We start from the raw sequence: 18,420 nt of genomic DNA, 5'->3' as shown, positions 1-18,420 counted from the left end.
ATGCCTGTCGGATGACGATCACCCGGCCAGCGTAGCAGTTCGGCCGATTGCCGAACCATCTCTCGCCGTGCTCCAATGGAGCGGTGATTACCGTGACGCAGCGTTGGTGGCCGTACTCCTAGCGGCCCGTCGACTGTGCTTTCCGGCCGCCTCTTCCGCGGTCGATCACGCTCGCTTCCTGGACGGTGGCGGCACGTCCGGTGAGGTGGCCTCGATTCGAGAGGAACCACCCATGACCCACGACGATCCTGTTCCGGCCGGCGGTATCGGAGAGATGCTGATCAGTTCCCGTTCGCTGGACGAGTACCGGGCGATGTTCGGCCTCACCGCCGACGACCTGTTCCGACGGATCTTGGACTGCCCTGGAGGTGCGGCCGGGTTCACCGGCGAAGTGAACGACCGCGGCGGCGATGTAACTGCATGTGACACGGCCTATTTCGGTAACGGAGCGGAAGAACTGGCCGCCGTCGCGGCAGCCGAGACCGACCGCGGTGACCGATACGTCCGCGCTCACGCCGACGAGTACGACTGGACGTTCTTCGTCGACCCGGACGAGCACCGGCGCGTCCGGCAGTACGCGGTCCGGAAGTTCGCCGCCGACATGAGCCGGCACCCGCAGCACTACGTCGCCGGGCGCTTGCCGTCCCTGCCGTTCGCGGACGACAGCTTCGACCTCGTGCTCAGTTCACACCTGCTGTTCAGCTATTCCGACCGCCTCGACCACGCCTTCCACGTCGACGCGATCGTCGAACTCGTGCGCGTCGCCAGCGGCGAGGTGCGGATCTTTCCGCTCGTGGCCTCGGGATCGTCGGTTCTCTATCCGCGCCTGGACGAGTTGCTCGCGGAGCTTCGGGGACGGAACATCGCCGGTGAAGTCGTCGAGGTCGACTACCGCTTCCAGAAGGGCGCCGACCGCATGCTGGTCTGCCGTGCGGCTCAGCCGCCCGTGTGCCTTTGTGGCGCCTCCGACCGCCACAAAGGCACACGGGCGAAGCGCCCCTTTTCTTGACTAATTCCAGAAAAGGGGCATACTCGTAGTCATGGAACGAACGGACGAGAACTTCGACCCTCGCGAGCAGTTGCGCTCGGTGGGGCTCCGAGTGACCGCTCCGCGCGTCGCGGTACTCGGAATGGTTGCCGCACATCCGCATTCCGATGCCGACGAGGTGGCCGCAGCCGTGCGCCGCGAACTCGGTTCCGTGTCCACCCAGGCGATCTACGATGTGCTGAAAGCCTGTGTGAGTGCGGGATTGCTCCGCCGGATAGAGCCGGCCGGCTCCCCGGCGCGGTTCGAAGCCCGAACCGGCGACAACCATCACCACCTCGTGTGCCGCAACTGCGGCACGGTCGTCGACGTCGATTGTGTGGTCGGCGCGGCCCCCTGTCTCGCTCCCTCGGACGCACGCGGATTCGCCGTCGACGAGGCCGAGATCACGTTCTGGGGACTGTGTCCCGACTGCCGTTAGTCCACCCCGTCGGCCAGGATGGTATCGCGCCCCCGGACCGAGAAGATCTACGCGCACAACGCATCAGGAGATCAGCATGACCAACGCACCCTTCACCACCAATAACGTGGGAAACCCGATCGGCAGCGACGACGAATCGCTGACCGCCGGTACCCAGGGCCCGATTCTGCTGCACGACCACTACCTCATCGAGAAGCTCGCGCACTTCAACCGGGAGCGGGTGCCCGAGCGGGTCGTCCACGCCAAGGGCGGCGGTGCGTTCGGTGAGCTCGTCGTCACCGGTGACGTCAGCGCCTACACCAACGCCAAGCTGTTCCAGCCGGGCGCGAAAACCGAATCGCTCGTGCGTTTCTCGACCGTCGCCGGTGAGCAGGGCAGCCCGGACACGTGGCGCGACCCGCGCGGCTTCGCGGTCAAGTTCTACACCGAGGACGGCAACTACGACCTGGTCGGGAACAACACGCCGGTCTTCTTCATCAAGGATCCGATCAAGTTCCCCGACTTCATCCACTCGCAGAAGCGCCTGCCCGGCTCGGGCCTGCGCGACCACACGATGCAGTGGGACTTCTGGACACTGCGGCCGGAAACCGCACACCAGGTGACGTGGCTGATGGGCGACCGCGGTATTCCGAAGACCTGGCGGCACATGGACGGGTTCGGTTCGCACACCTACCAGTGGATCAACGCCGCCGGTGAGCGCTTCTGGGTCAAGTACCACTTCAAGACCGACCAGGGGATCGAGTTCCTCACCCAGGCCGAGGCGGACACCCTCGCCGGAACCGATCCGGACTACCATCGGGCCGATCTCTACAACGCGATCGAGCGCGGCGAGTACCCCAGCTGGACGCTGAAGGTGCAGGTCATGCCGGTCGCCGAGGCCGAGGCGTACCGCTTCAACCCGTTCGACCTGACGAAGGTGTGGTCGCAGAAGGACTACCCGCTCATCGAGGTCGGCACGTGGACGCTGAACCGCAACCCGCGCAACTTCTTCGCGGAGATCGAGCAGGCCGCGTTCGCGCCGTCGAACATCGTGCCGGGTATCGGCTTCTCGCCCGACAAGATGCTGCTCGGCCGCGTGTTCTCCTACGCCGACGCGCACCGCTACCGCATCGGCGCCAACCACGCGCAGCTGCCGGTGAATGCGGCGCGCAACGAGGTGCGCTCGTACTCGCAGGACGGAAACATGGCGTTCTCGTTCAACGACCCGGCGACGCCGGTGTACGCACCGAACAGCTTCGGTGGACCGCACGCCGACCCGCAGCGGGCCGGTGACGACGGCCTGTGGGAGTTCGGCACCGAGGCGATCCGCGCCGGATACGTCCGGCACGCCGAGGACGACGACTTCGCGCAGGCGGGGACGCTCGTACGCGAGGTTCTCGACGACGCCGCGCGGGAGCGCCTGGTCGACAACATCGTCGGCCACATCCTCGGCGGAACCTCGGAGTCCTTGTACGAGCGGATCTTCGACTACTGGCGGAGTGTCGACGCCGACCTCGGCAAGAAGGTCGAGGAGGGTGTCCGGGCCGGCCGCGGCTGACCGGACGCCGGATCAGAGCAGGCCCCACCAGTAGACGAGAACGGCGAGAGCGAAGACGATCAAGGATTCCATCGTCGGCCTCCTTCGCGATGCGAGCGGTTGCCTCCATCATCCGCCCCGCCGGCACCGATCTCCACATCCACCACGTACGTGCTCACCGCTTCGGGGGAATCCCCGAAGCCCTCGAAAGGAGTGGCAAGATGAACAGCCCCATCACCAGCACACTCGATCCGGCACGCCGCGACGTCGCCGCGGACGCCCTGCAGGCCGCCCTGGTCGACCTCGTCGACCTGAGCCTGATCGGCAAGCAGGCGCACTGGACGGTCGTCGGACCCCAGTTCCGCAGCATCCACCTCGCACTCGACGAGTTGGTAACAGTCGCACGTGATTTCGCGGACCAGGCGGCCGAACGACTCACCGCCATCGGTGTCGCCCCGGACGGCCGCGCCGCCACGGTGGCGCGCGAATCGGGCACGAAGGGGTTCGGTAACGACTGGACCAAGGGCGAGGAGGTCGTCGCGGCGATCGTCGACAACATCGCCGCCGTCGTCTCGCGGCTGCGTCACCGGATCGACTCCACCGCGGATGCCGATCCGGTGACGCAGGACCTGCTCATCGGGTAGACCGCTCGGCTCGAGCAGCTGCACTGGATGTGGCAGGCGCAGCTCGCCTGATCCATCACCCGTCCGTTCGAACAACTGTGTGACGGATGTGTCGGGAGTCATTGCTAGGTTGGAACCCGGACCGATGCCACGGCGTCGGGCCGGGTTCTTCTGCCTGCGCTCTCGAAAGGTGTTCTCTGTCATGGTGATGGGTCCCACCCACGCGGTTTCCGGCGCGCTCGTCGGGTTGCTCGTCGCCGACGTGCTGCCGCAGGACTGGGGTGGGCCGACGTCCACTGCCGAGACGTTCGCGTTCGCGGGGGTGTGCGCCGGCGCGGCGCTGCTGCCCGACCTCGACACCGCACAGTCGACGGTCGCCCGCTCGTTCGGCCCGGTGAGCCAGGCCGTCGCCGGCGGCATCGACCGGGTCTCGGTCGGCTACTACAACCTCACCAAGGGTCGCCGGGACCGCAAGCGCCGCGGCGGGCACCGCACCCTGACCCACACCGCGCTGTTCGCCGGACTGCTCGGGGTCGGGGTGTCCGCGCTCGTCGCGCGGTTCGGGCGCGAGGCGATCGTCGCGGTCCTGTTCGTCACCCTCGGACTGGCGCTGCGGGGACTGTTCGGGGGATGGGCGAAGCGGAACGGCTGGCTCGCGGTCACCGCGACCGCTGCCATCCTGTCGGTGCTGACGTGGACGTGGTTTCCCGGGGAGGTCGGTTCCGTCGGTCTCGGGGTGGCGGTGACGCTGGGCTGTGCGACGCACTGCCTCGGCGACGCCATCACGAAGGAGGGCATCCCGTTCCTGGCACCCTTCCTGCCGTGGCGCGGTGAGCGCTGGTGGGAGTTCAAGATGCCGCGGGCCGTCGCGATCCGCGCCGGTGGTCCGTTCGAGGTGGGGATTCTCGGGCCGGGCCTGACACTGGCGGCGGTGGGATTCGCGATCTGGTCGATCGACGGTGCGCCCGAATACATCCAGGGGGCGCTGGAAGCTTCCGGGCTCGCGTTCTGAGGGACATTTTCGGGGCCGCTGGTATCGGAACTGAACTTGTTCTATTTTGGCTCTGATCTTTCTACCCCCCACCTCAGATCGGAGCTCGACGACGTGAGCGACAGCGCACCGGCCATCAGCCTCAGCCGACGTGGATTCCTCGGCGCCGCCGCAGGAGCAGCAGCGCTGACCGGCCTCGGCTGGAGCCCCGCCGGTGCCGTGCCCCTCGGCGACCCGCGGGCGACCATCCCGGCACCGCCCGACTTCCCGGCCGACATCCCGCTCGCCCAGCAGCGCTTCGAGAACTGGGCCAAGACCATCCGCTTCGACGCCGTGTGGACCGCGACGGCCCGCGATCCCCAGGACGTCGCGCGCATCGCGAACTGGGCGCACGCCCACGGCTACCGCGTCCGCCCGCGGGGCACCATGCACAGCTGGAGCCCCCTGACCGTGGTGCCGGGAGGCAGCGTCGAGAAGATCGTGCTCATCGACACGATGGCGCACCTGAACTCCGTGACCGTCGACCCCTCCGGCACCCCCGCGACCGTCACCGCCGGTGCCGGGGCGAGCATCGAGTCGATCCTGACCGCCCTCGAGCACGAGGGACTCGGATGGGCGAATTCGCCTGCCATCGGTGACATCACCATCGCCGGCGCCCTGTCCATCGGTGCCCACGGTGCGACCTACCCGGCGGCGGGGGAGAAGGCGATCCCGGGGCAGTCGTTCGGCTCCTTGTCGAACCTCGTGGTCGCGCTCGACGCCGTCGTGTGGAACTCCGCATCCGGCGCCTACGAGGTGCGCACCTTCCAGCGGTCCGACGCCGACATCACCGCGTTGCTCGCCCACGTCGGCCGCAGCTTCGTCACCTCGGTGACCCTGCAGGCCGGCGCGAACTACCGGCTGCGTTGCCAGAGTTTCACCGACGTGCCGTGGCAGGAACTGTTCGCCCCGGCCGGTTCGCCCGGCCGCACGTTCGAGCGGTTCGTCGAGGAGAGCGGACGCGTCGAGGCGATCTGGTTCCCGTTCACCGAAACGCCGTGGCTGAAGATCTGGTCCGTCAGCCCGGAGAAGCCGGCCGGGTCCCGCGAGGTGTCCGGTCCCTACAACTACTTCTTCACCGATACGATCCCGGAGGCCGTGACCACCCCGCTCGGTCAGGTCGCGAGCGGTCTCCAGTCCGCCACCCCGGCGTTCGGGGCAGGCCAGTTCGGGGCTGTCGCGGCAGGACTCGTCGCGACCGGAACCAACGACCTGTGGGGCTGGTCGAAGGACCTGTTGTTCTACCTGCGGCACACCACGCTGCGGGTCGTCGCCGGTGGTGGTGTCGTGGTGACCCGTCGCGAGAACATCGCGCGCGTCATCAACGAGTTCACCACGTGGCTGCACGAACGCATGACGCACTTCGCCTCGCTCGGCCAGTACCCGGTCAACGGCCCGTTCGAGGTGCGGCTGTGCACCGTCGACGACCAGTCCGAGGTTCTCGTCGACTCGGCGGGCGCCCCGAACCTGTCGCCGGTGAGGCCGCGGCCCGACCGGCCGGACTGGGACACCGCGATCTGGATGAACGTGGTCTCGCTTCCTGGCACGGCCGGGATGCCGGCGTTCTTCCGGGAGATGGAGCAGTGGATGGCGGACCACTACTCCGGTGACTACGCGACCTTCCGTTCCGAATGGTCCAAGGGCTGGGCGTTCGACGAGGAGGGCGGCTACCGCCATGCGGAGTTCCTCGGTGAGACCATCCCGGCCATGTACCGCACCGGACTGTCGTCGAAGGCCGGCTGGGACGGCGCTCTCGAGGTGTTCGACCGGCACGATCCGCACCGCGTCTTCGGCAACGAATTCCTCGACCGGCTGTTTCCCTGAGTCGAATTCGTTCTCTGAGGCATGATCGGGCAATGACTCGTCCCGAATACGCGGCGTTGCTGCGCGCCGACACCGACCGGCTGCTCCACGTCGCCGACGGACACTTCGATCGGCCGGTTCCGACCTGCCCGGGCTGGACCGTCGAACGGCTGGTGGGGCACGTCGGCCGGGTGCACCGTCGCGCGGCGGCGTGGCTGACGACCGCTGGTGGTGAAGTCGGGGCGAGCGGAGCGACGGGGAATGTCACCGAGATCGAACAGCCGCCGGGCTCCGAGAGTCTCGTGGACTGGGTGCGGCGCGGCCTCGACGAGCTGCTCGCGGCGCAGGATGCCGCCGACCCCGAGCAGACGGTCGAGACCTGGGACGGGCCGCGGCATTCCGCGTTCTGGGTCCGGCGCATGGCGGTCGAAACCGCACTGCACCGTGTCGACGGCGAGTCGGCGGTCGGTGCGCCCACGCCGATCGATGCGGCCCTGGCCGTCGACGGTGTCGACGAGTTGTTCGAGGTGATCATCCCGCACCGCGGCACCGGCGAACTGCGTCGTGGTGGGGAGACGGTCCACCTGCACGCGACCGACCCGGATCTCGGCGAGGGACTCGGCGAGTGGTTGATCGTGCTGGGTGCCGACGCCGTGACCGTCGAACATACGCACGCGAAAGGTGATGTCGCGGTGCGTGGTTCCGCGTCGGATCTGTTGCTTCTGCTGTGGAACCGGGTGGATTCCGCCGGGCTCGAGGTGTTCGGGGACCGCGCGATCCTCGAGCGCTGGCGAAGCGCCGTGACCGTGTAGTGCAGCTTCGCTGCCGGTGTGCCTTTCTGGCGCCCCTGGCCGCCACAAAGGCACACCAGCGGCAGCCTACGAGTTCGCGAGCTCGTAGCGACGGCGGTACTCGTGCTTGGAGGTCTCACTGACGTCGACGTCGGTCGCCTTGGCGCGCAGCGCGCCGACGGTGGCCTCCTCACGCGGGATGTGCTTGAACGGATCCCAGCCGAAGAAGCGCGCGACGTTCTCGTGCGTGATCTTGTTGATCTCCTCGTCGGTGCAGTTCGACGCCTTCAGCTCCTCCATCAGCATCTCGGGCGACCGCGGCCACGTCGAATCCGAGTGTGGGTAGTCGCATTCCCAGGCGATCGTGTCGATGCCGAGACGGTCGCGGTTGCTCAGCGCACTCGGCTCGGTGATGTAGCAGGCCAGGAAGTTCTTGCGCCACGCGTCGGTCGGGGTCACGCCCTTGGGCAGGAAGGTCCGCCCGGTCCATTCCTGGTTGGTGACGTGCCGCTCGAGCCGGTCGAGCCACGGCGGAACCCAGCCGACACCGCCCTCGCTCATCGCGAACTTCAGGTCGGGGAACTTCTTGAGCGCACCGCTGAGCATGACGTCGGTCGCGGCGATCGTCGAGATGAGCGGCGTCAGGATCATCATGTCGTCGAGGTCGAAGCCCTCGGCGCGCTTGACGAGGTTGATGCCGCCACCGATGTGCAGACTCAGCACGATGTTGCGGTCGGCGCACGCCTTGAAGATCGGATCCCAGTAGCCCGACTTGAACGGCGGATAGCCTTCGCCGACGCCGTACGGGGTCTCGGGAATGCTGATCGAACGGACACCCATCGCGTCGAGGCGCTCGATCTCCTTGACCGATTCGTCGACGTCGAAGAACGGAATGATTCCGAGCGGGATGAAGCGGCCGGGGTAGGTGCTCGGGACCTCGCCGACCACCCAGTCGTTGAACGCCTTGCACGCTGCGAGCGACAGCTTCTTGTCCGGCAGACTCGCCAGGTGCGTGCCCGCGAATCCGGGGAACGTGGCGAACAGGGTCGCAGCGAGGGTGCCGTTGGCGTCCATGTCGCGCACGCGCAGACTCATGTCGTAGATGCCCGGCCGCATCTCGGCGTAGCCGGTGGGGTCCATGCCCCATTCCTCCTTGGGCCACGACGCGACCGCGTTGAGTCCCGAGCTCCCGACCACGACGCCCTGGAACATCCACGCCTGCACGTCGGGATTTCGCGGGTTGGCGGTCAGCTTCGGTGCCTGGTCCTTGAGGCTCTTGGGGAAGTATTTCTCGAAGAGATCGGGCGGTTCGACCACGTGGTCGTCGATGCTGATCATCACCATGTCGTCAATGTTCATCGGAATCCTCTCGTGCGGAACAGAGCTGTCCGGCGGCACTCGCTCCTGTGAGAATATTACTTTCAGAACTGAGAATCCAGATTTCGATCCGCCGCGAAGGGACGCCAACACGGCAGGCAGAACCTCTGTCATGATGCCGATATGAAAGAGAACGCCATTTCCGTCGACTTCTCGGAGGATCTGTCCGAGCTCATCCTGTCGGGGGCGCGCACGTTCACCGCGGACTTCGGACTGAACACCCTCCTGCTCGACGAGCGCCGCTCGGTGATCCGCGCGAACCTCACCGACAAGGTGCGCTCCCCGGCCGGCGGGGCGGCTCTGGGCTTCCTGGTCACCGCCGTCGACATCGTGACCTCCGACCCCGCGCTCGTCGCCGGGGCCGGCGACTGGACCGCAACGCAGGACCTGTCCCTGCACGCCGTGAGCACGCCGAAGGACGGCCCGCTGTTCGTCGACGCCAACCTCGTCCGTACCGGCAAGAAGACGGTCGTCGTCTCGGCGGACGTCTACGACGGTCACGGTCGCCAGGACATCGCCGGTTTCGCACGCGAGATCGACGCCGGCGCGGCGGACGAACCCGGCGGACCGACCCTCGTGGCGCGCGGGCTCGTCACCTTCGCGCGGCTGCCCCGGCACGCGGCAGCCCACGCGGACCTCTACACACCCGAACAGTGGGTTGGCAAGGTGCGCGCTCACCCGGACCGCGAAATCGACGGCGACATCTACGAACGCCTCGATTTGCGCGTCGTCGACGCGGCGGCCGGCATCCTCGAACTCGACCGGAGCGTGTTCGTCATCAACCAGATCGGCACCATCCAGGGCGGCGCACAGGCCCTGCTCGCCGAGGCCGCCGCCCACGCGATGCGACCCGGACTCGTCGCCACCGACATGCTCGTCCGCTACCTGTCCCAGGTGCGGTCCGGCCCGGCGCGCTCGTACGGCACCGTGCTGCGCGACGCCCCCGACCACAGCGTGATCGACATCCGTCTCGTCGACGCCGGTGACGACGAGCGGGTGCTCGCGCTGATCACGGTGACACTGCAGCGCCCGTAGGCGCCGTTCGAGTGTGCACAACTTGTCGCGTCGCGTCGGCGCGTCGCAACAATTTGTGCGCACTCGGCAGGGGCGCATCGAATTTCACGCATCCAAGCGTTCGACCCGGTCCGGTCCAAGCGCGGGGGAGCAGCGTCTGCGAGGTGACTTCAACCTCGACGAACCAGAACGGGCCGACGACTGTTCCGGCCACCCCGAAAAGCCCCGCGACCCGACGAGCCACCCTCGCGGTGGTGTGCGTGACGACCGCGATGCTCATGCTCGACATCGCGGTCGTCAACACGGCACTGCCGTCCATCGCCGTCGACCTGGAGACCGGTGTGAGCGCGCTCCAATGGGTGATCGACGCCTACACGCTGGCATTGGCCACGGTGGTCCTGAGCGCCGGATCCTGGGCGGACCGCCGGGGCCGGCGCCGCGTGTTCCTCGTCGGCGTCGTGTGGTTCACCGCGGCGTCGCTGCTGTGCGCTCTCGCTCCCGACATCTGGATACTCGACATCGCCCGCGCCGCACAGGGTATCGGGGGCGCCATCCTGTTCGCGTGCTCGCTCGCGCTGCTGGCGGACGTGTTCGAGGAGGGCCCACAGCGCGCGGCGGCGCTGGCCGCCTACGGTGCCACCATCGGCGGGGCGTTCGCGGTCGGCCCACTCGTCGGTGGTCTGCTGACCGAATTGCTGAACTGGCGTGCCATCTTCCTCGTCAACATTCCGATCGGCCTCGTCACGCTCGCGCTCACGGTCCGGTGGGTACCGGAATCGCGCGACCCGCATCCCCGCGGTGCCGACCTGCCCGGACAACTCCTCGTCTCCACGGGCCTGGCGGCCCTGGTCTTCGGACTGCTGCACGGCAACGAACACGGCTGGCTCGACCCGACGACCCTCACCGCCGCTGCGGTCGCCGCAGTCGCGCTGGTCTGGTTCGTGCTGCACGAACTCCGCACCCGCGAACCGATGCTGCCGCCGCACCTGCTCGCGAACCGCGCGTTCGCCGGCGCTCAGATCGCAGCGTTCGCGATCTCCGCGTCGTTGTTCGCGGTCTTCGTCTACACCACGATCTACCTGCAGAACGTGCTGCATCTGTCGCCCGTCGAGGCCGGGCTCGTCTACATTCCCGCGACCGTGGCGATGTTCGTCGTGGCCGGTGCCACCGCGAAACTGGACCGGCGGATCCCCGTGTACATCTCGCTGAGCGTCTCGCTGCTCCTCGTTGCCGTCGGTCTGGTCCTGATGACCACCGTCGACGTCGCCGGGTCCAGGTACGCGATGTTGCCCGGCCTGATCCTCGCCTGCGTCGGGTCAGGGGTGTTCAATCCCGTGATGAGCGGCCTGGTTCTCGGTGAAAGCACATCGGACCATTCCGGTTTGGCGGCAGGGATCAACGACGCGTTCCGTCAGACCGGCATCGCGGTCGGGGTCGCGGGTCTCGGCGCACTGCTACCCGCGCAGTCGCTGCTGCCCGGTGGATCGCCGCACGACTTCGTCACCGGCCTGCACCACGCGCTGCTGGTCGCAGGCGTGATCGCCGCGCTCGGCGCGCTGGTGTGCGTGGTGATGCTGCGTCCGGCCCGCACACCGGTCGAGGACAGCCGCGAGATCGCGAACGTCGACGCCTGACCGTCCCCGCGCGCAGGCAGGATCAGGTCCCTACACTTCTACCGTTCCACCCCTGCCGGTACGAGGAGCCCGCATGATCTACCGACTGCTCGGACCCCTCGAGGTCGCGCGGAAGCCGGGCAGTCCACACGACCCGGGTTCCGGGACGGATCTCGTCGATCTCGGGCCACGCAAGCAACGTGCGGTGCTCGCGGTCCTGCTCCTGAGCCGCGGAAAGGTCGTCTCCACCGATCGGCTCATCGACGCGCTGTGGTCCGGTGACGCGCCCGCGAGCGCCGTCTCGAGCATCCAGGCGTACATCTCCAACCTGCGCCGGGCGCTGCGCAGCGAATCGGGTGCCGCATCACCGATCGTGCGCCAGCCACCCGGATACGTCCTCGACATCCCCCGCGAGGACGTGGACCTGTCCGTGTTCCTCGACGACGCGGAGGCGGCGCGCCGGCACGCCGACAACGGCGAATGGGAATCCGCGCTGGACACGGCCGGTCGTGCTCTCGCGTCCGTCCGGGGACCGCTACTCGAGGATCTCCGCGACGAGGAGTGGGTGGAGGTGGCCGCCGCCGGCTTCGAGGAGGTCCGTACCGACTGCCGGGAAACCCTGGTCACGGCGCTGCTCGCGATGGGACGGCCGGTCCCGGCCCTCGCCGAGGCGACCCGGTTGTACGACGAGTACCCGTTCCGGGACCGGACGTGCTGGTTGCGGATGCTGGCTCTGCACCGGGCCGGCCGCTCGCCGGAAGCGTTGGAGCAGTTCGGTGTTCACGTCGCTCGCCTCGATGCCGAGCTGGGCCTGCGGCCGGGCGCCGAGCTGACCGCACTGCAGGGCGCGATCCTGAGGCACGAACCCGAACTCGCGGCCTGGCCGAGGACACCGGAATGGACGGGCGCCGAGACGGTTCCGGCACCCGCCCCGCCGTCCGTCACGGTCCCGGCCGCAGAGGCAGAATCCGGGCGCGTGTTCGTCGGACGCGAGACGGAGACCGGCGTGATCGACGGGATGTTCGACGAGGTCCTGGCCGGCGCACCCCGCTGGGTGGTGCTGACCGGCCCCGCGGGAATCGGAAAGACCCGGCTGGCCGAGGAATGCGACGCCCGCACGGTCTCGGCGGGCGGCACCGCAGTGTGGGCGCGGTGCCTCGAGGACGAAGGTGCGCCCGCGTGGTGGCCGATCCGGCGGATGCTGAGGGAACTCGGTGTCGACGCCGACGCCGCGCTCATCCCGCCGACCGGGGTCGAACCGGACGAAGCCCGTTTCGCCGTCTACGAACGCGTTCTGAACGCGATCGAGACGGTGGCCGCGGAGAAAGCCGCGCTGACCGTCGTCGTCGACGACATCCAATGGGCCGACCCGACGTCCCTCCGCTGCCTGAGATACCTGGTCGGAGCGCTGCACCGGCAGCGGGTCTGGTTCGTCCTCACGCTGCGTGATTCGGAGATGCGTTCCGGCGTGCGCGAATTCGTCGACGCCGTCCTGCGTCGCGACGGCAACCGGCACATCGTGGTACCGGCGCTCGCCGAGTCGGAAGTGGCGGCCCTTGCCCGTCACGTGACCGGCGAGGAACTCGATGCGACCGAGGCGCGGATGCTCGCCGAACGCACCGGCGGCAATCCGCTGTTCGTCTCCGAGTACGCGCGACTTCCGCGGGACGAGCGACTCGGCGGGGAGATCCCGCTGGCCGTCCGTTCGGTCCTCGGCCGTCGCTTGACGTCCGTGGAACCGGCTGTGCTGCAGGTTCTTCGGGTCGCCGCGGTGATCGGTGACAACATCGAGACCGACATCCTGGCCGCCGCGACCCGGCTGGATCTCGGCACCCTCGCCGACTATCTCGACGACGCAGCCGACGAGCGGATCATCGTCGCCGACCCCGGTGTTCGCGGATATGTGTTCGCTCACGGTCTGCTCCGCGACGAAGTGCTCGCAGAGATACCGGAACTGCGCCGCCAGCGCATCCACGCCCAGGTAGCCGAGGCGCTGGCGGACTCGTCCGACAGCGATCGCTCGAGCAGGCGAGCGCAGCATCTGATGGCCGCGTTGCCCGTCGCCGATCCGCGTACCGTGCTCGACGCGTGCACCGACGCGGCGCGGGAAGCGACCGAGCGATGGAACTCGGAGACCGCGGCGCAGTGGTGGGAGGCGGCGGTGAAGGCATTCGACCTGCTTCCGGCCTCCGAACAATCGGCCGGTGCCCGTGACGATCTGCTCGTGGCCCGAGTCGAGGCGCTCGCGCGGGCCGGCCGTGGCCAGACGGTGCTCGACGTCGTCGACGCCGGTCTGCTCGCCGCGGTCCGCGAGGGCCGAACCTCGGCCGCGGGCCGACTGGCCGCGGCACTGCTGCGCTCCGCGGGCGCGTGGCCGTGGGTGTCCTACGGCAAGGATCCCGGACCGCTTCTCGAAAGACTGTCGGGTCTGGAACCTTTCGTCTCCGACGACCCGACGGCCCACTGCCGGGTGCTTGCGGCACTGGCCGTCGGCAGCTGCTACCACCCGGATTCGGCCGTTCCCGACGAACTGAGCAGCAGATCACTCGCGATCGCCCGCGAGACAGGCGATCCCGATGTGATCGCCGACGCGCTGCTGGGGCGGATCCTGCTCTACTCCGGCGTGGCGACGCACAGCGACGAATCCGTATGGCTGATCGACGAGCTGTTCACCCTGCGGCACCGGCAATCCCGCTTCGACGCGGTCATCGCCCACGCCGCAGCCAGCATGGCCCGCATGAACCTGGGGGATGTCGATGCCGCCGCCGCGCATGTACGGCACGGGATCGTCGGGTGCGACCTGCTGCGGCTTCCGGTCGTTCGAGTCCAGTTGCGTTGGATGGAAGCGACATTGGCGTCGTGGCACGGGGACTTCGACGAGGCGCGGCGGCAGTACGAGGCCGCGAGGCAGTTCCACCTGCAGACGGAGCTGTACGTCGCCGGCAGCCCCGACCTCGCCGCGAACACCCTCGAGTGGGAACGCGGAATGCTTGCCGATTCGGATCCGGGCTTCGTGGAACCGGATTCGTGGCGGATCGCCATCGCCGCGGCGCGGGGTGACAGGCAGGCCGTGACGACCGAGATCGCACGGTGGTCCGTCGGCCAGGGGCCGTTCACGTGGACCACGCTCGGGCACCGCTCGTTGCTCGCGCGCGTGATCGCCGATCTCGAACTCGTCGAGCACGCGGAGACCTTCATCGAACTGCTCGCGCCGTTCCACGACCGCATCGCCACGGTGGGCCAGGTCGGCGTGATCGGTTCCGTCGCGGAGGCGTCCGCGCGCCTGCACGCGCTGCTCGGACGTGTCGAAACGGCCCACGAGCTGCTGGACCGGGCCGAGGAGCTCGCCACACGGACATCGAGCCCTCCGACGTTGCTGCGCTGCCGGTTGCTGCGCACCCAGCTGCGGGCGGCCTCGCCGGAACGGGACCGGGCGATCGAGCAGATCGCCGACGAGGCCTCCCGTCTCGGGATGTTCGGACTGGCCGACTACGCGCGCTCGATTCTGGACTGACGCTGCCCTTGGCCGTTGCTTGGACGGGCCGGCCGCTCGAGTCAAGAACCGGCCAAGGCAGCTCCTCCATCCTTCCTTCACACCCGCAACACGGATGGAAGGAAGTCCCGATGACCAACACGACACCTGCGGTGGCCGCATCGATCGAATCGCTCCGGGCGGCGGTGTCCGGCGCGGTGGCGTTGCCCGGTGAGCCCGGATACGAGCTGGCGACTCCGTGGAACGTCGCGGTGCCGGTCCGGCCGCACGCGGTGGTCGAGGTGGAGAGCGCCGACGATGTCGCCGCGGCCGTGCGATACGCGGCGGACCACGGATTGAAGGTCGCCGTTCAGCGCACCGGCCACGGCGCGGTCCCGCTGGGCGACGACGTCCTGCTGGTTCATACCGGCCGGCTGACCGAATGCGCGATCGATCCGGACGCCCGCACCGCACGGCTCGGGGCCGGTCTCGTGTGGCAGGACGTCATCGACGCCGCGACACCGCACGGACTCGCGCCGCTGGCGGGATCCTCCACGACCGTCGGCGTCGCCGGCTTCCTCACCGGCGGCGGCATCGGGCCGCTGGTGCGCACCTACGGATTGTCGTCCGACTACGTGCGCGCCTTCGACATCGTGACCGGCAACGGCGAGGTGCTGCACGTGACACCCGAGGAACACGCGGAACTGTTCTGGGGGCTCCGCGGCGGCAAGGCGACCCTCGGGATCGTCACAGCCGTCGAGATCGAACTGCTGCCCGTCACCCACTTCTACGGCGGAGCACTCTATTTCGACGGATCCGACGCGGCCGCGGTCGCCCACGCGTGGTTGGACTGGTGCGCCGAACTGCCCGAGCACAGCACGACGTCGATCGCGTTCCTGCAGCTGCCCCCGCTGCCGCAGGTGCCCGCGCCGCTCGCGGGTCGCCTGACCTTCGCGGTCCGCTTCGCCAGCCTCGCGGACCCGGCGGAGGCCGAAGCCCTCCTCGGCCGCCTGCGTGCGGTCGCGACCCCGATCCTCGACGGCATCGGAACCTTGCCGTTCGCCGCCATCGCCGCGGTGCACGCCGACCCTGTCGACCCGATGCCGACCCACGAATACAGCGCGCTGACAAATGAACTGACGCACGAGGCGATCGACGCCCTGCTGTCGGTCGCGGGACCGGGATCGCACTCGCCGCAGACCGTCGTCGAAGTCCGGCAGCTCGGCGGCGCGCTGGCCCGGGAACCGCGGCACCGCAGCGCCTTCTGCCACCGCGACGCGCAGTTCGCGGTGATGGTCGCCGGTGTGCTGGCGCCGCCCACCGCGGAGAACGTGGTCGGGCACGCCCGCACCATCGACCGGGCGCTGGCGCCGTGGACCACCGGCCGGCATCTTCCCAATTTCGCGGCCAGCGCCGACCCGGCCACCATCGCCCGCGCCTACGACGACGACACCGCCCACTGGCTCAGCGCACTCGCCGACGAATACGACAGCAACGGTGTGCTGCGCGTCGGGCAGGTCGTGCGCCGTGACCGCTGACCGGCGGCACCGGCTCGACCCCACGAACACCATCACCTCGAAAGGCACACCCATGCATACGGTTCGGACCGCTACCGGGCTCGGACTCGCCGCTCTCGCCGTACTTGCGGTCGCGGGTTGCGGTGACTCGTCCACCCCCGTCGCGCACGGCTCGCAGGCGCACGGCCACGAAGCCACCCTCTACGGTGCGGAACAATCCCTCGGGGAGGGCAGGTCCAGGACGTACATCACGGTCGACGACGCGGGAACGCCCCAGGAGATCGGCATCCGGATCTCCGAGTCCGCACTCACCGGGCTGCCGGAGGGACCGGACGCCGCGATGACGATGCTGATGCTGGACCTGCCGTCCGGCGCACCCGAGACCGGTTTCGACCACGTCATGCTCGACTGGAACCCGAACGGCCACGAGCCCGAGGTCCTCTTCGGCAAGCCACATTTCGACATGCACTTCTACACGACGGACACCGAGAGCGACGTCGATCCTGCCGCCCCCGACTTCGCGACCCGGGCCGCCACTCTTCCCGAACCGCAGTATGTTCCGGCCGGGTACGGTCCGCCGCCGGGGCCCGCGGCGGAGAACACCGTGCCGTTCATGGGCATGCACTGGACGAATGCCGCCGACGGCGCGATACCCGGATCGTTCGACTTCACCGAGGTGCTGCTCTTCGGAACGTGGGACGGCGAGTTCACGTTCATCGAACCGATGATGACCCGCGAGTGGCTCGCCACCAAACCACAGATCCGCGAAGAGGTCAGTCAGCCCGCCGCCTACCAGCGGGCCGGGTACTTCCCGACCGTCTACACCGTCGACTTCGACGAGGAGGCGGGGGAGTACGTCATCGCACTGTCGGGTCTGACGCTGCGCGAAGCCTCGTAGCCCCGACCGGTGCCACCCGGGCGAGGAGGGGTCGCCCGGGTGGCGCCGTGTCGCGTCAGCTGTCCGACACCGCCACGCCGCCGCCACGCGACCGGCTTCCCACACCCGGGATCCGGGTCCACAGTGCCGCCGCGACGAGCGCAACGGCACCGAGAGCGATCAACGCATACGGCCACCACTGCGGACCGGTCGTCGTCGTGGTCGTGGCCGACGGCTCCACCTGGGCACCGGAGACGCGCGGCAGCGCGTCCGTTGCCGATCTGACGTTGTCCGCGATCCCCGCGACCACACCGGCCACCGGCTCCACACCGTCGACGAGTTGTCCCGTGCCGTCCGACAGCGCCCGTCCGCCGTCGTCGAGCAGCACGAGGCCGTCGCGGAGCTGTGCGGCTCCTCCGGCGGCCTGCGACATCCCCGCCACGAACCGGGCGTTCGGATCGGTGAGCTCGTAGGCGAGTTGCCGGGCGCCGTCGCGGAGCAGGCCGAGCTGGTCGAGGGTGTCCTGGCCGAGGCCCTGGGTGTTCAGCGTGTCGACGAGGGTGCGCAACTGTCCGGCGGCGCTCTGCGACACCGGGTCGGGGGAGGCACCGAGGGTGTCGGCGACGGTGGTGAGCTGCTCGGTCACCGTTCCCTGCATCGCACCGAACCCGGTGAGCCGGCCGACCACCTCGTCGACTCCGCCGCTGATCTGCGTCGCGCCGTCGCCGAGTTCGGCCACGCCGCCGTCGAGCTGATCCAGCCCGGTCGCGAGCTGTTCGCCGCCCTCTCGTGCCTGCCGGAGACCGTCCGAGAGCTGACGCGCACCGTCGTCGAGCTGACGGCTGCCGTCGGTGAGCTGCCCGACGCCGCCGTCGAGCATCGACAGGGGCAGTCCGGCACGCTGCAGACGGGAGCGGGCCGCGTCGACGCCGTCATCGGAGTCGGCCGCCGGCTGCGGGGACTCGGCCACGGTCACCGTCGTCGACGGTGCATCGAGATAGGCGAATGTGGAGCCTGTTGCGAGAAGGACCAAGCCGGCCGCGATGAGGATGGAGACAACACGTGAAAGCACGTTCGGCCACGGTACAGCCCGATTGTGAGAATTCCTTGGCAACGTGATGTCGGTCTCCGCACACCGCATAGACACACGCGCGGTGCGGGCAGCGCGCGTGTGTCCGCCCGCTCGGCGGGTGTGGGTTAATGGCCAGAATGTGTGTACAGAACCCGCCATTTCCTGCCCCTGACCTCGAATGATAGGCGTCCGAACATGCTCTGAAAGCATGTTCGGTGTCAGCTACCCGGAATTCCCCGCTCTGTGGTG

The 18,420-nt window shown here is 68.7% G+C and carries 14 protein-coding genes; 12 read left to right on the top strand and 2 right to left on the bottom strand.

Annotation, left to right across the window (positions count from 1 at the left end; all coding sequences use genetic code 11):
- The first annotated feature begins 232 nt into the window (after positions 1-232).
- The 7 genes from M1M07_RS11460 (at position 233) to M1M07_RS11430 (ending at position 7,250) form a co-directional block, all read left to right on the top strand.
- Positions 233-1,009 (top strand): methyltransferase domain-containing protein, encoded by a 777-nt coding sequence (locus M1M07_RS11460; protein WP_248674246.1) that lies wholly within the window; start codon positions 233-235, stop codon positions 1,007-1,009.
- Between the two features lie 31 nt (positions 1,010-1,040).
- Positions 1,041-1,466 carry a Fur family transcriptional regulator gene (locus M1M07_RS11455; protein WP_197256904.1) on the top strand — a complete coding sequence of 142 codons (426 nt, stop codon included), beginning with the start codon at positions 1,041-1,043 and terminating at the stop codon, positions 1,464-1,466.
- Positions 1,467-1,542: 76 nt separating this feature from the next.
- Positions 1,543-3,003 carry a catalase gene (locus M1M07_RS11450; protein ID WP_197256902.1) on the top strand — a complete coding sequence of 487 codons (1,461 nt, stop codon included), beginning with the start codon at positions 1,543-1,545 and terminating at the stop codon, positions 3,001-3,003.
- Between the two features lie 200 nt (positions 3,004-3,203).
- Positions 3,204-3,626, top strand: coding sequence for a Dps family protein (locus tag M1M07_RS11445; RefSeq protein ID WP_248674245.1), 423 nt, complete (start codon positions 3,204-3,206; stop codon positions 3,624-3,626).
- A gap of 181 nt (positions 3,627-3,807) precedes the next feature.
- Positions 3,808-4,617, top strand: a complete 810-nt coding sequence (locus M1M07_RS11440; RefSeq protein ID WP_248674244.1) for a metal-dependent hydrolase — start codon at positions 3,808-3,810, stop codon at positions 4,615-4,617.
- Positions 4,618-4,710: 93 nt separating this feature from the next.
- Positions 4,711-6,459 (top strand): cholesterol oxidase substrate-binding domain-containing protein, encoded by a 1,749-nt coding sequence (locus M1M07_RS11435; RefSeq protein WP_197256895.1) that lies wholly within the window; start codon positions 4,711-4,713, stop codon positions 6,457-6,459.
- Between the two features lie 32 nt (positions 6,460-6,491).
- Positions 6,492-7,250, top strand: a complete 759-nt coding sequence (locus tag M1M07_RS11430; protein WP_197256893.1) for a maleylpyruvate isomerase family mycothiol-dependent enzyme — start codon at positions 6,492-6,494, stop codon at positions 7,248-7,250.
- Positions 7,251-7,316: 66 nt separating this feature from the next.
- Here M1M07_RS11430 and M1M07_RS11425 read toward each other — a convergent pair whose 3' ends face one another.
- A complete protein-coding gene (locus tag M1M07_RS11425) occupies positions 7,317-8,588 on the bottom strand; it encodes an amidohydrolase family protein (RefSeq protein ID WP_197256885.1) in 1,272 nt (423 codons plus the stop codon).
- 141 nt (positions 8,589-8,729) lie between these two features.
- Between M1M07_RS11425 and M1M07_RS11420 the strand changes: the two genes are divergently transcribed.
- The 5 genes from M1M07_RS11420 to M1M07_RS11400 all read left to right on the top strand — a co-directional run bounded on the left by M1M07_RS11420 (position 8,730) and on the right by M1M07_RS11400 (position 17,120).
- Positions 8,730-9,641 carry a hypothetical protein gene (locus tag M1M07_RS11420; RefSeq protein ID WP_248674243.1) on the top strand — a complete coding sequence of 304 codons (912 nt, stop codon included), beginning with the start codon at positions 8,730-8,732 and terminating at the stop codon, positions 9,639-9,641.
- Positions 9,642-9,784: 143 nt separating this feature from the next.
- Positions 9,785-11,254, top strand: coding sequence for an MFS transporter (locus M1M07_RS11415; RefSeq protein WP_248674242.1), 1,470 nt, complete (start codon positions 9,785-9,787; stop codon positions 11,252-11,254).
- Between the two features lie 73 nt (positions 11,255-11,327).
- Positions 11,328-14,747 (top strand): BTAD domain-containing putative transcriptional regulator, encoded by a 3,420-nt coding sequence (locus tag M1M07_RS11410; protein ID WP_248674241.1) that lies wholly within the window; start codon positions 11,328-11,330, stop codon positions 14,745-14,747.
- A 110-nt stretch (positions 14,748-14,857) separates the two neighbouring features.
- Complete coding sequence (locus tag M1M07_RS11405) at positions 14,858-16,243, top strand: FAD-binding oxidoreductase (RefSeq protein ID WP_248674240.1); 1,386 nt, start codon at positions 14,858-14,860, stop codon at positions 16,241-16,243.
- 52 nt (positions 16,244-16,295) lie between these two features.
- A complete protein-coding gene (locus tag M1M07_RS11400; RefSeq protein WP_248674239.1) occupies positions 16,296-17,120 on the top strand; it encodes a DUF5602 domain-containing protein in 825 nt (274 codons plus the stop codon).
- A gap of 55 nt (positions 17,121-17,175) precedes the next feature.
- Here M1M07_RS11400 and M1M07_RS11395 read toward each other — a convergent pair whose 3' ends face one another.
- Positions 17,176-18,171 carry a hypothetical protein gene (locus tag M1M07_RS11395; RefSeq protein ID WP_197256876.1) on the bottom strand — a complete coding sequence of 332 codons (996 nt, stop codon included), beginning with the start codon at positions 18,169-18,171 and terminating at the stop codon, positions 17,176-17,178.
- Positions 18,172-18,420 lie beyond the last annotated feature (249 nt).

The organism is Rhodococcus sp. HM1, assembly GCF_023218075.1.
Lineage (GTDB): Bacteria > Actinomycetota > Actinomycetes > Mycobacteriales > Mycobacteriaceae > Rhodococcus.
This window is presented reverse-complemented; position numbering and strand designations above follow the sequence as displayed.